General features: G+C 72.0%; 12 protein-coding genes. 6 read left to right on the forward strand and 6 right to left on the reverse strand.

The features are described from left to right. Positions 1-9: 9 nt before the first annotated feature. The gene (locus AB5J73_RS02235; RefSeq protein WP_370967586.1) at positions 10-1233 is read left to right on the forward strand and encodes a DUF222 domain-containing protein; all 1224 of its coding nucleotides are present in this window, start codon (positions 10-12) and stop codon (positions 1231-1233) included. A gap of 803 nt (positions 1234-2036) precedes the next feature. Here the strand turns inward: AB5J73_RS02235 and AB5J73_RS02240 are convergent. Next, positions 2037-2405: a MerR family transcriptional regulator gene (locus AB5J73_RS02240; RefSeq protein ID WP_086858471.1), complete on the reverse strand. Its 369-nt coding sequence runs from the start codon at positions 2403-2405 to the stop codon at positions 2037-2039. 54 nt (positions 2406-2459) lie between these two features. On the opposite strand from AB5J73_RS02240, the gene AB5J73_RS02245 reads away from it, so the two are divergent. Further along, positions 2460-3617, forward strand: a complete 1158-nt coding sequence (locus AB5J73_RS02245; protein WP_370967588.1) for an MFS transporter — start codon at positions 2460-2462, stop codon at positions 3615-3617. 60 nt (positions 3618-3677) lie between these two features. On the opposite strand, the gene AB5J73_RS02250 is transcribed toward AB5J73_RS02245, so the two are convergent. Next, on the reverse strand, positions 3678-4871 hold the full coding sequence (locus AB5J73_RS02250) for a glycoside hydrolase family 18 protein (protein WP_370972873.1): 1194 nt from the start codon (positions 4869-4871) through the stop codon (positions 3678-3680). Positions 4872-5027: 156 nt separating this feature from the next. Between AB5J73_RS02250 and AB5J73_RS02255 the strand changes: the two genes are divergently transcribed. Continuing rightward, positions 5028-5420: a hypothetical protein gene (locus AB5J73_RS02255; RefSeq protein WP_370967590.1), complete on the forward strand. Its 393-nt coding sequence runs from the start codon at positions 5028-5030 to the stop codon at positions 5418-5420. On the opposite strand, the gene AB5J73_RS02260 is transcribed toward AB5J73_RS02255, so the two are convergent. Next, a complete protein-coding gene (locus AB5J73_RS02260; RefSeq protein ID WP_370972875.1) occupies positions 5414-6751 on the reverse strand; it encodes an aspartate aminotransferase family protein in 1338 nt (445 codons plus the stop codon). The two genes, AB5J73_RS02255 and AB5J73_RS02260, sit on opposite strands and share 7 nt — an antisense overlap. Before the next feature lie 50 nt (positions 6752-6801). Further along, on the reverse strand, positions 6802-7386 hold the full coding sequence (locus tag AB5J73_RS02265; protein ID WP_370967592.1) for a YdeI family protein: 585 nt from the start codon (positions 7384-7386) through the stop codon (positions 6802-6804). Between the two features lie 85 nt (positions 7387-7471). On the opposite strand from AB5J73_RS02265, the gene AB5J73_RS02270 reads away from it, so the two are divergent. Beyond that, entirely contained in the window at positions 7472-8005 is a 534-nt protein-coding gene (locus AB5J73_RS02270; protein ID WP_370967594.1) for a GNAT family N-acetyltransferase, read from the forward strand. On the opposite strand, the gene AB5J73_RS02275 is transcribed toward AB5J73_RS02270, so the two are convergent. Both AB5J73_RS02275 and AB5J73_RS02280 read right to left on the reverse strand, forming a co-directional pair. Continuing rightward, a complete protein-coding gene (locus AB5J73_RS02275) occupies positions 7995-8462 on the reverse strand; it encodes a nitroreductase family deazaflavin-dependent oxidoreductase (RefSeq protein ID WP_370972878.1) in 468 nt (155 codons plus the stop codon). The genes AB5J73_RS02270 and AB5J73_RS02275 overlap by 11 nt on opposite strands. A gap of 23 nt (positions 8463-8485) precedes the next feature. Continuing rightward, on the reverse strand, positions 8486-10414 hold the full coding sequence (locus AB5J73_RS02280) for a glycosyl hydrolase family 28-related protein (RefSeq protein WP_370967596.1): 1929 nt from the start codon (positions 10412-10414) through the stop codon (positions 8486-8488). Positions 10415-10546: 132 nt separating this feature from the next. On the opposite strand from AB5J73_RS02280, the gene AB5J73_RS02285 reads away from it, so the two are divergent. Both AB5J73_RS02285 and AB5J73_RS02290 read left to right on the forward strand, forming a co-directional pair. Beyond that, positions 10547-11176 (forward strand): class I SAM-dependent methyltransferase, encoded by a 630-nt coding sequence (locus tag AB5J73_RS02285; RefSeq protein ID WP_370967598.1) that lies wholly within the window; start codon positions 10547-10549, stop codon positions 11174-11176. Positions 11177-11272: 96 nt separating this feature from the next. Continuing rightward, entirely contained in the window at positions 11273-12451 is a 1179-nt protein-coding gene (locus AB5J73_RS02290; RefSeq protein ID WP_370967600.1) for a PucR family transcriptional regulator, read from the forward strand. The last annotated feature ends 6 nt before the right edge of the window (positions 12452-12457 follow it).

Consider the following 12457-nt stretch of genomic DNA (forward strand, 5'->3'; position numbering starts at 1 on the left):
TCTTGGTGCGTGGACAGAGAAACGGTGTGGCAAGCGGATGCGGGGGCCTTGGCCGACCGCCTCCGTGAGCTGCTCACCGTCGTACGGTCCGCTGAGGCGGAGATCGGTGCGGTGCTCGTGGAAATCGAGTCCCGCGGGGTGCAGGAACTGTTCGGATACCGTTCTGCGGCGCGGCTTTACGAGCATCTCGCCGACGTCCCCCGCGCTGCCGCCGTACGGACCGTCGCCCGTGCCCACGCCCTGCACCCCAGCCGCTCTCTCGACGCCGCGCCCTCTCTCGCTCCCGCCACCGGTACCGCCGCCCTCACCGGAGGGCTGAGCACCCCGATGATCGACACCATCATCACCGCCCTCACCGCAATCCCTCCGGAGCACCGCGACACCGCCGAAGCAGACCTACTGGCCTTCGCCGCCGACAACTGCCACAAACAAGTCGCCGCGCTCGGTGCCCGGATCATGGCCCACCTCGACCCCGACGGACCCGAGCCTGCGGACACCGAGCCCGCCACCCCCGCTCGCGAACTATCGCTGCGCCGCAAACGCACCGGAACCTGGGAACTGTCCGGCCGCTTCGACGACGAGACCGGCACCCGCGCCAGTGCGCTACTCGACGCGTTGGCCGAACGCCGCCACGCCGACGACGGCCCCGACCTGCGTTCCCCGCAGGAGCGTTACGGCGACGCGTTCTCCGACGCGGTGGACCTGGCCCTCGACTCCCCAGAGCTGCCGACCCAGGCCGGGGAACGCGCCCACGTCATGGTCGCGGTCTCCCTCACCGACCTGCAGTCCGGCCTCGGCACTGCGACCCTCGGCGACACCGGCCTGCTCTCCGCCGCCGAAGCCCGCATCCACGCCTGCGACTGCAAACTCATCCCCGCCGTCCTCGGCAGCACCAGCGAACCCCTCGACCTCGGCCGGGCCCGCCGCCTCATCTCACCCGGCTTGCGCCGGGCACTGTTCCTGCGCGACCGGGGTTGTGCGTTCCCGGGCTGCCACCGCCCACCCCGACATTGCCAAGGCCACCACATCCGCCACTGGGCCGACGGCGGCCCCACCGACCTGACCAACCTCGTCCTGCTCTGCGGACACCACCACCGGCTGCTGCACCGCTCCGGCTGGCAGGTCCGCATCGCCACCGACGGCCACCCCGAGTTCCTCCCGCCACGGTTCCTGGACAAACGCCGAAAACCCCGGCGCAACAACCTGCACCAGCCACTGCCATTCGCAGCCTGACAACCGAACACAGGACAGGCCCGCAGCCACCGGCTACGGGCCTACCCGCACGTCCGCCCCTACCGGCAGACCGCGTCAAGCCGAGTTTCTCCCCGGCGCCAGTCCCGCATCGGCCCACCGCACTACACCTGCCCGACAGAAACCCGATCCCACCAACGAGAACGCCAGCCAACAGAACCGGCAGCCACCACTAATCCCACCCACTCCCAGCGCCAACCGCCCACCTCGACAGGTCGAGAACCACCCCGCCCCAGCGCCATCAACCAAGTCCAGACCGACCCCGCCGCAGGCACGCCCCCCACTCCCGACACCAACCCCGCCCACCCCGGCAAGTCGAGAACGCTCCCGCTCCGCCGCCGGCGGCAAGCGCCTCCGCACTCCCGACGCCACTCACCTGACCGCCCCTGGCAGGCGAGGAGCACCGCCAGCCAAGTCCCGACCCGGCCCGACGGCAGGACGCCCGCGCTCCTAGCACCAACTCGCCAACCCGGTAGGCCAGGACCACCCACGCCCCGACGCCACCAGCCACGTCCAGACCGCCCCGGCAGCACGCACGCCCGCACCCCCAGCACCCGCCCCGGCAGGCCAGGACTACCGCGCCCCGGCGTCACCGGTGAAGTCCAGATCGGCGCCGATGGCAAGCACGCCCCACCCCCGCCCACCCCAACAGGTCGAGAACCACCCCGCCCCAGCGCCGCCGACCAAGGCCAGACCGGCTCGGCAGCAAGCACGTCCCCGCTCCAGCGCCACCAGCCAAATCCAGACCGCCCCGCCGGCAAGCACTCCCCCGACCACCCAACCCCCTAAACGCGGTTGTACTCCCGCACCGCATCCAGATACTCCGAAATCGCGTCCCGGTTCCGCAGCAGGCATTCCGCGCGCCGAGCCATCCGGTCGCGCTCCGCCTCCAACGTCGCCAGCATCTCCGGCGTCGCGTCCGGGAAGTAAATCGCCCGCGGCTTGTCGAGGCACGGCAGGATCTGCTTGATGATCCGGGTCGGCAACCCGGCATCCAGCAAACCGCGGACCTGGAGCACCCGGTCGACCGTCGGCTCGTCGTAATCCCGGTACCCGTTCGCCCCGCGGGAAGCGATGATCAAGCCCTGCTCCTCGTAGTACCGGAGGAGCCGGCGCGCGGTTCCGGTGCGTTCCGCCAGTTCGCCGATCCGCATGTGCGCCACCTCACCTAGACCTTCACACGTATGTGAAGGTTCCAGCATAACCGCATGACGATCTCCAGTACCCGGACGGCGACGGCCGCCCTCCTCGCGTTGACCACCGCCGCGTTCGTCACCGTGCTCACCGAGGCGCTGCCCGCTGGGGTGCTGCCCGGGATGAGTGCCGGGCTCGGTGTCGGTGAGGCCGCTGCGGGGCAGGCCGTGACGGTCTACGCGCTCGGGACCGCGCTCACCGCCGTCCCCCTCGCCGCGGCCACCTCGGCCTGGCCGCGCAAACGCTTGCTGCTGACCGGGGTGGCCGGGTTCGCCGTGGCCAACACCGTGACGACGGTGTCGGGGGACTACGCGCTGACGATGGTGGCCCGGTTCGTCGCCGGGGTCGCCGCCGGGGTTGTCTGGGCGTTGCTGGCCGGCTATGCGCGCCGGCTTGTTCCGGGCGCACCGGGGAAGGCGATCGCCGTCGTGATGGCGGGCATTCCCCTGGCGCTTTCGCTGGGCGTCCCGGCCGGGACGTTCCTCGGCGACCTGCTCGGCTGGCGCTGGGCGTTCGGCGTGATGTCGGTGCTCGCGGCCGTGCTGCTGGCCTGGATCGCCGCGCGGGTGCCGGACCAGCCCGGGCAGGCGGACGGCCGGTTCCCGGTCCGGCGCACGCTCGCCGTGCCCGGGGTGGCTCCGGTGCTCGCCGTGACGCTCGTGTTCGTCCTGGCGCACACCGTGCTCTACACCTACATCGCGAGCTTCCTGGCCGACGCCGGGCTGGGCGGTTCGGTCGACGTCGTCCTGCTGGTGTTCGGGGTCGCGTCGATGGCGGGGATCGGGATCGTCGGCGCGGTGATCGACCGGGCGCTGCGGGCGCTGACGGTGCTCAGCACGCTCCTGGTCGCGGTGGCCGCGGCACTCCTGGCGCTGTTCGCGGGCAGCCCGGTGCTGGTCTACGCCGCCGTGGCGCTGTGGGGGCTCGGCTGGGGCGGGGTCCCGACGTTGCTCCAAACGGCCGCCGGGAACGCCGGTGGCGAGGCGGCGGACAACGCGCAGGCCGTGCTCGTCACACTGTGGAACGCGGCGATGGCCGCGGGCGGGGTGGCCGGCGGGGTCCTGCTCGACGCCGCCGGGGCGGCGGCGTTCCCCTGGACGTTGCTGGTGCTCCTGCTGCCGGTGCTGGCCGTGGTGCTCGGCGCGCGGCGGCACGGCTTCCCGGCGTCCTGAGTGGACGAAGGGCCCGGACGCGCTCGCGCCCGGGCCCTCCAGTTCTGGGGAGGGGCGGAGTCAGCAGCGGCCCGCGATGGCCCGCAGCAGCTCCGCGTTCGCGGTGTCGCCGGACAGCTCCCAGGCGAACACGCCGCCGAGGCCCTGCGACTTCGCGTAACCCGCCTTGGCCGAGGCCGTTTCGGGCGTGTCGTAGCTCCACCACTGCGAGCCGCACTTCGCGTATGCCGTACCGGCGACCTTCCCGGTGGCGGGGCAGGTCGTCTTGAGGACCTTGTAGTCCTCGACGCCCGCTTCGTAGGTGCCCGGCGCCGGGCCGGTGGCGGTGCCGCCGGGCCGCTGCTGCGTGACGCCGTCCCAGCCGCGGCCGTAGAAACCGAGGCCGAGCAGCATCTTCGACGACGGCACGCCCTGGTGGCGCAGCTTCTGGATGGCCGCGTCGGCGTAGTAGCCGGCGTGCGGGATGCCCGGGTAGGACCGCAGCGGCGAGTGCGGCGCGGTGGGCCCGGTCGGCTGGCCGCCCGCGACGAAGTAGTCGTAGGTCATCACGTTGTACCAGTCGAGGTACCGGCTCGCGCTGCCGTAGTCGGTGGCGTCGATCTTGCCGTTCTTCGAGCCGTCCGCGGTGATGGCGGCGGTGACGAGCCGGTGCCCGAACTTCGCGCGCAGCGCCTTGACCAGTTCGGTGAACGCCTTCGGCCCGCTGGTGTCGCAGGTGTCGCCGCAGGCGTTGGGGTATTCCCAGTCGATGTCTATGCCGTCGAAGACGCCGGCCCAGCGCGGGTCGTTGACGAGGTTGTAGCAGGACTCGGCGAACGCGGCCGGGTTCTTCGCGGCCTCCGGAAAACCGGCCGACCAGGTCCAGCCGCCGAAGGACCACAGCACCTTCAGCTTCGGGTGCAGCTTCTTCAGCTCGAGGATCTGGTTGAAGCTGCCGTGCAGCGCACCGGGTTCGGCGCTGTCGGCCTGGCCGCTGACGCTCGTGGCGGCGTCGTAGGGCATGTCGTGGTCGGCCCACGGGTCACCGACGGCGCAGCCGCCGCCCGTGACGTTGCCGAACGCGTAGTTGATGTGGGTCAGCTTCGCGGCCGAACCGGACGTCTCGATGTCCTTGACGTGGTAGTTGCGCGCGTAGACGTCCCAGTCGGCGAAGTAGGCCATCACCTTGCCCTGGGCCGGCCCGGCCTCGGCCGGTGGCGCGATGACGGCGGCACCGGCCAGTGCAAGCGCGACAGCGGCGATGCTCTTTCTCATACGGTGCACGAAAATCTCCTTCGGCGAACCGCCCGGTCGGGTCCGCAGAGGCTAACAGGTCCAGACCACTGCGGACCAGAGCTAAACGTTGGGGTCAAAGGGTTTCCCGGTACCCCCGCAGCCGGGTGCGGATTCACGGCGTGCGATGATCGGCGGATGACCGAGTTCGGCTGCGCGCGCTGCTCGGGCGCCGACGCCCTCACCGCGCTGGCGTTCTGCACGACTCGCCTGCGCGAGACCCACCGGCTGGTCGAGCGCTCGCATTTCGGCATTTCGCTGCGCGAATGCCCCGAATGCGGCCAGGCTTTCGCCGCGATCTTCACGGAATTCGTCGACTGGAAGGGCGGGGAGGACGCGCAGTACTTCGACTTCGTCCCCCTCACCGCCACCGAGGTGACGTCGTTGGCGGCGCAGGGATCCCGCGTCGACCTCGCGGAGCTCGGCGCGCTCGGCAGCGTCCGGCGGCGGCTCTCGTCGAGCTGGCCGACCGGTGAGGAGAAACGGATCGGCTGGCGGACGGACTCCCTTTCGGTGCGCGAAGGCTACTGAGCCAGCCGGAGGATCGCGGCGGCCGAACGGTCGACGTCGGCCTCCGTCGTGGACCAGTTGGAGACCGAGATCCGCAGGTAGCGGCGGCCGCGCCAGGTGGTGCCGCCCAGCCAGCAGGTGCCGTCGTCCTGCACCTTGCGGACGAGCTCGTCCGTTCCGTCCCCGAAGGACACCAGGACCTGGTTGAGCACGACGTCGTTGGCGATTTCGGCGCCACCGTCCTCGAGCCGCCCGGCGAACCGGCGCGCGAGCCGGCAGCAGCGGTCGACGAGTTCGGCGACGCCGTCGCGGCCCAGTTCGCGCAGCGCCGCCCAGACGGTGAAGCCCCGGGCGCGACGCGAGGACTCCAAGGTCAGGTCGCCCATGCCGGAGACTTCGCCGGCGCCGGTCAGGTAGGCGGCACGGTAGGCGATCGCCTCGGCGTGGACGTCCGGCCGGGCGCAGAAGACGAACCCCGAGTCGTACGGGACGTTCAGCCACTTGTGGCCGTCGCAGGCCCAGGAGTCGGCGAGCTCGACGCCGTCGAGCAGCCCGGCCGTGGCCGGGTTCGCCGCGGCCCACAACCCGAAGGCCCCGTCGACGTGCACCCAGGCCCGGTGGGCACGCGCGGCTTCGCAGGCGGCGCGCAGGTCGTCGCAGGCGCCGGTGTTGACGTTGCCCGCCTGGAGGCAGACGATCACCGGCCCGCTCCCGGCGTCGAGGGTGGTCCGGAGGGCGTCGACGTCGATGGCCCCTTGACGGCCGGCGGCCACCGGTTGGATGGCGCCGGTGCCGAAGCCGAGCAGCCGCAGGGCGCGGTCGATGGTGGCGTGCCGTTCTTCGCTCGCGACGATCCGGACCCGCGGCGCACCGAGGAGCCCCTCGCGCTCGACGTCCCACCCGGCTTCGGCGAGGACGTGGTGCCGCGCGGCGGCGAGCCCGACGGTGTTCGCCCCCTGGCCGCCGGTGACGAACCCGGTGGACGCCGTGGCCGGAATGCCGAGCAGTTCCTTGAGCCACCGCCCGGCGACTTCCTCCGCGGCGGCCGCGGCCGGCGAGAGCACGGCGTTGAAGCCGTTCTGGTCCCACCCGGTGGCGAGGACGTCGGCCGCGGTGGCGGCCGGCAGGGCACCGCCGACGACGAACCCGAAGAACCGCGGCCCGGCGGTGGCGACGAGCCCCGGACCGGCGGCGCGGGCGAGCTCTTCGAGCACTTCGGACGGTGGGGTCGAGCCGTTTTGAAGGGGACCGCCGAAGGCCGCGGAAGCCGCCGCGGTGGCGACCGGCCGGTCCGGGAGGCCGGCCCGGTAGTCGGCGGCCAGCTCGGCGGCCCGGGTCAGGAGCGCACGCATCTCGTCCACCCGCCGACTGTAGGCCGGGCCCGCCGGTTTCGGCTGCGCGGTCAAGCCACCCCGGGGTGGGCCGCGCGCCGGTTCTGCCTGGCCAGCGCCACCGTCTCGGCGATCCGCCGGTCCCGCGTCTCCGGTCGCTTCGCCTTCGCGATCCACTCCAGGATCAGCCTCCGCGACGACGGCGGGAACCCCTCGAAGCACCGCCGAGCCACCGCCTCCCCCTCGAACGCCTGGCTGAGCTCCGGTGGCACCACGCCGTCCTGGGCCTCGGCGAGCGCGTCCCAGGTCCCGGTCCGCCGGGCCAGGTCGACCGTCGCCTGGCCCGCCGGGGTCATCAGCCCGGCCGCGGTGAGCCGCGCCACCCGCTCCCGGTTGACCCGGCTCCACGTGCTGCGCGGCTTCCGCGGCGTGAAGCAGAGGTACGTGCTCTCCGCGTCCCGCCGGAGCGCCTTGCTGTCGATCCACCCGAAGCACAGCGCCTGCTCCATCGCCTCGTGCACCCGGACGCCGGGCACCCGGCTGTGCTTGCGGCGGATCACCAGCCACACCGCCGGGACCGACGCCGTCGCCAGCCAGCTCCGCCAGCCGGCCACCGACGTGACCTCCACCACCGCGACACCCTCGATGTGCTCCATGCCCACATCATCGGCCCTGAAGTGTTCATCTTCTGAGCACTTTGCCGCGGGAACAATCCCGGTCTTCCCGGCGTAGCGTCCTGGTATGGAGACCCCGCTGAACACCGACCGGCTCGTGATCCGGGACTGGACGGTGGACGACGCCGAGGCCGCGTTCGCCGTCTACGGCGCGGAGGACGTCACGCACTGGCTGACCCCGGCCATGGACCGCGTCGGCGACATCGACGCGATGCGTTCGGTGCTGTACGCGTGGCAGGAGGCGCAGCCGAACCTGCCGCCGCCGCGCGGGCGCTGGGCGATCGAGCGCAAAGAGGACGGTGCCGTGATCGGCGGCCTCGGCATCCGGTTGCTGCCACCGTTCGAAGAGGACCTCGAACTGTCCTGGCAGCTCAGTCCCGGCGTCTGGGGCCAGGGCTACGCGTCGGAAGCGGCGACCGCGCTCATCGAGTGGGCCTTCACCCAGGACACCGAAGAGCTCTTCGCGGTCGCGCGGCCGAACAACACGCGGGCGATCGCCGTCGCCAAGCGGCTCGGGATGCAGTGGGTCGGCGAGACCGACAAGTACTACAACCTGCGGCTCCAGGTGTACCGGATCCGGCACACCGACCTCATCGGCTGACCGGCTCCAGCAGGAAGACGCGGATTTCGCGGTGCTCGGCCCGCACGGCGTAGCGGTCGTACGCGGGCCAGTACCCGGCGACGGCGTCCCACATCTCCTGGCGCTCGGCACCGGTCAGGAGGCGGCCGGTGACCTGCGCGGTCCGCCCGTGCACGGTCACCGTGGCCGCCGGGTGCGCGAGGAGGTTCGCCGACCAGGCCGGGTGGGCCTCGCCGCCCCAGTTGGAGCCGATCACGACGTAGCCGCCGGCGCGCTCGACGTACAGCAGCGGCACCTGCCTCGGCTCGCCGCTGCGGCGGCCGATCGTGGTGAGCAGCAACGTCCGCAGCCCGACCGCCGCGCCGACCCCGACCCGGCCGCCGCTGATCCGCAGCAGCACCCGGTCGGCCGGCACGAGCGCCCGCCCCACGGCGGCGAACGCCCTGCTCTTGCCGAACCCCGCGAACACACCCCGCAAACCAGCCACGGTCGAACCTTAGGTCACCACCCCGACGGCGCCGGCGGCGCCACGACCGGCGGCCGGTCGTCGCAGGTGATCGTGTTCGGCAGCAGCCATGGCGCCAGCCAGCCGCCGTCGTTGCCGCCCAGGTCCGTCAGCGAGAACTCCGAACCCGTCGGCGGGAAGGTGAACGCCCCGCAGTTGTTGACGCCCACCGCGCCGACGTTGCGCGCGTCGACGTCGCGGAACGACGCCGACCCCGCCGACCGGGCGCTGAGCACCGACGTCCCGGTGCCGTCGACGCGCAGGTCCGCGAACCGCACCCCGGTGATCCGGTACTTGTCCTTCACCGGGAAGTCGGTGACCAGCATGATCGCGTTGTAGGTGTTGTCGAGGAAGTGGTCGCCGGTCACCTCGACGTCCGCGGCGATGTCCTTCTCCAGCGCGTAGAACCAGATCGCGCCCAGTCCGATCTTCCAGTTCAGCTCGAACGTCCCGGCCCGGACGGTGGTGTTGCCGGTGATCCGCAACGACCCGCCGAAGGCCTCGGCGCCGAACCGCGAGCCCACCTGGATCGCGCTGCCCTCGCGGATCGGGTCGGCGACGAGGTTGCCCGAGACCGTGTTGTCCACGCCCCCGTACAGCGCGATCCCGTTGGCCAGCACCGGGGTCTGGATCGTGTTGTGGTCGAACGTGTTCCGCGCGTCCTGCGTCTTCTCCGACCACATCGCCAGCCCGTCGTCACCGGTGTTGCGGACGAAGTTGTTCGCCACCAACGAATCCGTGACCCCCGTGTGGAAGTTCAGCCCGTCGGCGATCTGGTCGGCGATCACGGTGTTCGTGAGGCGGAAGCGGCTCATCGGCCCGTCGAACCAGAGGCCGACCTTCGTGTGGTGCAGGTACATCGAGTCCACAGTGGAGTCGCTGAGCGCGCCGCCGATCGCGTTGACCTGGTCGGTGTCGACGCGTTCCCGGACGTCGCCTTCGATCGCGAAGCCCGAGAGGTGGACGTCGTGGCTGCCCCCGGCGGCGGCTTCTTCGCCGTAGACGCCGACACCGTGCCCCTTGACGATCGTGTACCAGCTGCCGGCGCCTTCGATCGTGACGTCGTCGACGATGACGTGCCGGTCGACCTGGTAGGTGCCCGGCGGCAGGTAGACCTTCAGGTGCGCGCGCCGCGCGAAGGCGATGGCGCGGTCGATGGCGCCGGCCGAGTCGCGGCGGCCGGTCGGGTCGGCGCCGAAGAGCACCGCGTTGGCCGCGAAGGGAACCACGCGGGGTGGCGCCACCTGCTCGGAGTCGAGCAGGTCGACGACCGTCCACGCGGCGGCGGCCGACGCGGTGAGGCGCACCTTGTCCCCCGCGCGGTACGACTTGCCGAGCAGGAGCCGCTGCTCGTCGTAGAAGTGGCTGGGGCGGAACGGTTTCGCGATCGCCGGCGCCGGCGTGGTCGCCGCGGGCACGCACGAGCACTCGGTGATCCACCAGTCCGGGTGCAGCAGGTCCGCGTCCGGGTCGTTGCTGAACGGGTACTGGTTGTACAGCCAGGAATACTGCGACGTCAGGGTCATCCGCTGCCGGTGGCCGCCGTTCACCGCGACGTCGAGGGGCGCGGTGGTGCCGCCGCCGCGCGGGGCGTCGGGGATGCTGTAGCGGACGGTGATCGCGTTCGCCGCGGCGGGCAGCGTGAACTCGACGTACTGCCCCGGCGCCAGCCGCACGGCCCGCCGGCCGGACGCCTCCGAGGGAAGCGTGTACGCCGAGCGGTCGGGGCCGATCACGACGCCGTCGGTGCGCGCGTTCTCCGCCTCCTGCTCCAGGAACCCGACGGCGGCGCCGCGCCCGGCGACCAGCGCGGGGTCGAGCGCGGCGCGCGTCACGACCGGCCGGCCGGCGGCGGCCGCCGGTGCGGCCACCGAGACGAGAGCGGTGACCACGGCGAGCGCGGCTCCGAAGGTGCGTCGCGACATCCAGGGCCTCGTTTCGCCGGAGGGACTGCGGCGGAAGAGTAGGCCACGCTCGCGTATCAAACAAGACTTTGCCCTGAAATTGCAACAGGAAGTCAATTCCTTGCGTCCGGTTCCTTCTGGCAGAGTTCAGGCATGACCCGCCCCGAATCCGCCGCCGAAGTCTTCGACGCGCTCGGCAAGGACTACGAACTCGCGTTCCGCACCGCGACCGCCCAGCGCGCGGCGATCACCGACCTCCTCGCGGACCTGCCTCCCGAGGCGAAGGTGCTCGACCTCGGCGCGGGCACCGGCCGGCCCACCGCGGAACTGCTGGTCGCCGCCGGCCACGACGTCACCGGGTACGACGTCGCACCGAAGATGGTCGAGCTCGCGCGCGCCCAGGTCCCCGCCGCCCGGTTCGAGCTCGGCGACCTGCGTGAACTGTCCTTCGAGCCCGGCAGCTGGGACGCGATCACGGCGTTCTTCTCGATGCTGCAGCTCCCCCGGGCCGACCAGGAGACGATGATCGGCCGGCTGGCGGCCTGGCTGAAGCCGGGCGGCCTGCTGGTGTTCGCCACCGTGCCCGCCGACGTCGACGGGGTCGACATCGTCTTCATGGGACACCCGGTCCGCGCCAGCAGCTTCACCGCCGAGGCGCTCGCCGAGCGGATTCGGGGCGCGGGCCTGGAGATCCTCCGCGAGGACCAGGCGGAGTTCGTCCCCGACCACCCCGGCGCCGGACCGGAGCCGCACGTCTACCTGACCGCGCGCAAACCGGCCTGAGTCCGTCAAGACCTCACCGGCACGATCACCCGGCGGATATGAATTTTGCTCAAGTTCGTGCATGTCCTGGGCCGCGGACCCGAGCTAAAGTGAGGAATGGGCATCGAAGCTCTGGCCAGGCCGGTACCTCGCGAGCACCGCGAGCTCGTGCGCGAGATGCTGGCCAGGCTGCCGGAGTTCGCCGATCGGCTCGCCCGCCTGCTCAGCGAAGAAGACGAGTTCTACCGCCAGGTCGAGCACGTCGCGCCCGGCGAGCTGCGCCAGGTCTGCCGGGCCAACCTCGAACGAGCGCTGACCGCGCTGGTCGAAGGCCGCGGCCTCGCCCTCGACGCCGCCCGCAAGACCGGGCTCGTCCAGGCGCGCCAGGGCATTCCCCTTCCCGCGGTGCTGCGCGCGTTCCGGATCGGCGGCACCTTCGTCTACGAAGCCCTGCTCGAACTCGCCGGCCCGGACTTCCTCAACCCGACCCGGACGATCGAGATCAACTCCTACGTCTGGAAGGCGATCGACCTCTACTCCGACGCGCTGACCACGGCGTACGAAGAGGTCGCGGCCGAGCCGTCGCACGCGAACGCGCGGCTGCTGGACGACCTGCTGCGCGGGCGGCTCGCGAGCCAGACCGAGATGGAGGCGGCCGCGCGCGAACTCGGCCTGCCCACCGCGGGGATGTTCGTCGCGGTGGTCACCGAACGCATCGAGCCGGAGGAGCAGGACTCCGTCGAAGCGCTGCTGCGGGCCCGCCGCTGGCGGTCGGCGTGGCGCCCCGGCGGCGAGGCGGGCCTGGTCGCGATCGACCGGATCGAGGACGTCCGGCGGCTGCGCGAGGTGCTGGGGTCGCTGCCGGTGGCGGCCGGGATGAGCAAGCCGTTCAGCGGGTTCCCCGACGTCCCGGACGCGCTGCACCGCGCCCGGATCGCCCGCCGCTCGCTGCCGTCGGCGACCGCGGGCGTGGTCGTGTTCGGCGATTCGCCGGTGACGACGCTGGTGGCCGCGGCACCGGGGATGGCCCGCGACGTCGTCCGCTCCGCGCTGTCCGGGGTGCTCGCCCTGCCCGGCGCGGAACGCAAGGTCCTGCTCGACACGCTGCTCGCCTGGTTCGCCGGCCACGGCTCGGCGAAGGAGGCCGGCGACCGGCTGTTCGTGCACCCCAACACGGTCCGCTACCGCCTGCGGCGCGTGCAGGAACTGACCAAGCGCGACCTCACCGACCCGGTCGACATCGGCGAGCTGTACGTCGCGCTGGAGTCGGTGCGACTGGACCCGGAGCTCGACTGATCTATT

The sequence above is a fragment of the Amycolatopsis sp. cg9 genome (assembly GCF_041346945.1).
GTDB lineage: Bacteria > Actinomycetota > Actinomycetes > Mycobacteriales > Pseudonocardiaceae > Amycolatopsis.

What these genes read in the sequence shown, in the direction of transcription:
- AB5J73_RS02240 (WP_086858471.1), bottom strand. Translation starts at nt 2,405, where the DNA reads ATGCGGATCGGCGAACTGGCGGAACGCACCGGAACCGCGCGCCGGCTC.
- AB5J73_RS02245 (WP_370967588.1), top strand. Translation starts at nt 2,460, where the DNA reads ATGACGATCTCCAGTACCCGGACGGCGACGGCCGCCCTCCTCGCGTTG.
- AB5J73_RS02250 (WP_370972873.1), bottom strand. Translation starts at nt 4,871, where the DNA reads ATGAGAAAGAGCATCGCCGCTGTCGCGCTTGCACTGGCCGGTGCCGCC.
- AB5J73_RS02255 (WP_370967590.1), top strand. Translation starts at nt 5,028, where the DNA reads ATGACCGAGTTCGGCTGCGCGCGCTGCTCGGGCGCCGACGCCCTCACC.
- AB5J73_RS02260 (WP_370972875.1), bottom strand. Translation starts at nt 6,751, where the DNA reads ATGCGTGCGCTCCTGACCCGGGCCGCCGAGCTGGCCGCCGACTACCGG.
- AB5J73_RS02265 (WP_370967592.1), bottom strand. Translation starts at nt 7,386, where the DNA reads ATGGAGCACATCGAGGGTGTCGCGGTGGTGGAGGTCACGTCGGTGGCC.
- AB5J73_RS02270 (WP_370967594.1), top strand. Translation starts at nt 7,472, where the DNA reads ATGGAGACCCCGCTGAACACCGACCGGCTCGTGATCCGGGACTGGACG.
- AB5J73_RS02280 (WP_370967596.1), bottom strand. Translation starts at nt 10,414, where the DNA reads ATGTCGCGACGCACCTTCGGAGCCGCGCTCGCCGTGGTCACCGCTCTC.
- AB5J73_RS02285 (WP_370967598.1), top strand. Translation starts at nt 10,547, where the DNA reads ATGACCCGCCCCGAATCCGCCGCCGAAGTCTTCGACGCGCTCGGCAAG.
- AB5J73_RS02290 (WP_370967600.1), top strand. Translation starts at nt 11,273, where the DNA reads ATGGGCATCGAAGCTCTGGCCAGGCCGGTACCTCGCGAGCACCGCGAG.